The 1,304-nt window shown below is 30.3% G+C and carries 2 protein-coding genes; both read left to right on the top strand.

What is annotated here, in order from left to right; genetic code table 11:
* The first annotated feature begins 87 nt into the window (after positions 1–87).
* Positions 88–585 (top strand): hypothetical protein, encoded by a 498-nt coding sequence (locus tag ACFQ0I_RS16480; RefSeq protein ID WP_379944073.1) that lies wholly within the window; start codon positions 88–90, stop codon positions 583–585.
* 169 nt (positions 586–754) lie between these two features.
* Positions 755–1,234 carry a hypothetical protein gene (locus ACFQ0I_RS16475; RefSeq protein ID WP_379944072.1) on the top strand — a complete coding sequence of 160 codons (480 nt, stop codon included), beginning with the start codon at positions 755–757 and terminating at the stop codon, positions 1,232–1,234.
* Positions 1,235–1,304 lie beyond the last annotated feature (70 nt).

The following is a 1,304-nucleotide window of genomic DNA, read 5'->3' as shown; positions in this document are numbered from 1 at the left end:
GATTTTCCTTCGGAAAATCCTCGCACACAAGCACGCAACTTTCCATACACATAAACGTTACAAACAATTTAAACCAAACACTTCCAAATGAAAAAATTGACTATGATTCTTGCTCTTTTAATAGGAATAGGAATTTCATCTTGCTCATCTGATAACAATAATTGCTTAAAAAGTAAAACTATAGACGTAGGAGTTATTGAAGAACTTAAAATAGTTAGTCATAAAGAAATCTACGCTGATTCCAATTATGAAATTTGGATTTCTACATTTTCATCACCAAACGGAGATGGAATAAGAGATACATTCTCGATAATTATAATAGACCAAAATAGCGGTGGAGAATTTGATAGTTCAATTAGTATAAATTCCGCTGAATTTCTAAAAAGCGGAGAATTAAAAATCTCTAACGAATGCGAAGAGATTTTCTCAACTAACAATATAAATAATTTGACTTGGTATCCAGGTTATGAACCGCCTCAACCCGAAGGAACATATAATGTGAATTTAAAACTGACTTTTGCAAACGACACGACTATTGACATAACAGACTCATTTGAAGTAATTTTGACGAGTGATTTACCTTGAAAAATTAATAAAAACTGTTTGTAACACCGTGTATAAAAAATTGCTATTTTTAGCTTAACCAATGTGAGTTGCTTTGCTTGCTTGCATCTGATTTTCCTTCGGAAAATCCTCGCACACAAGCACGCAACTTTCCATACACATAAACGTTGTAGCACATTTGAGAAAACTGATGAACAGAGTAATAAACTTTTTCGGATTGACTAAAAATCTAAACTTTATCTTGAAAAATGAAAAAGCGGATTTCATCAATGAATTTAAAAAAGACATCAAGCCTGACCGAACAATATTCTTGGATTTTTTTGACAACAATCCTAATAAATATTACGGAAACATATCTGATTCGGAATTTAAAATTCGACCTGGATATGAATATTCATTTGCGCAAGCTCGTGGAATAATTAAAAATGACACTTCTGAAATTGGAATTCGGATTATAGGTTATAATTGGTTTAGTATTTTATATTTAATTGTAATAGTTGGACTTAGTTGTGGTGCTTTATTTGATCTTATAAAAAATCAAAACTATGGAGTATTTCCGATAATTCTTTTATCAACAATTCTGACTTTATTTTTCTATTTCAAATTAAAAAGAGGAATCAAATCATTTAAGAAGACATTGGAATCTGATTTAAAAAAATATGATGAATAAAAAACGTGCTACAACACCGTGTATAAAAAATTGCTAGTTTTATACTAAACCAATGTCAGTTGCTTTGCTT

This window comes from Mariniflexile aquimaris (assembly GCF_042676825.1).
Taxonomy (GTDB): domain Bacteria; phylum Bacteroidota; class Bacteroidia; order Flavobacteriales; family Flavobacteriaceae; genus Mariniflexile; species Mariniflexile aquimaris.
The sequence above is the reverse complement of the archived record's forward strand: the minus strand, read 5'-3'. Positions and strand labels throughout refer to the sequence as shown.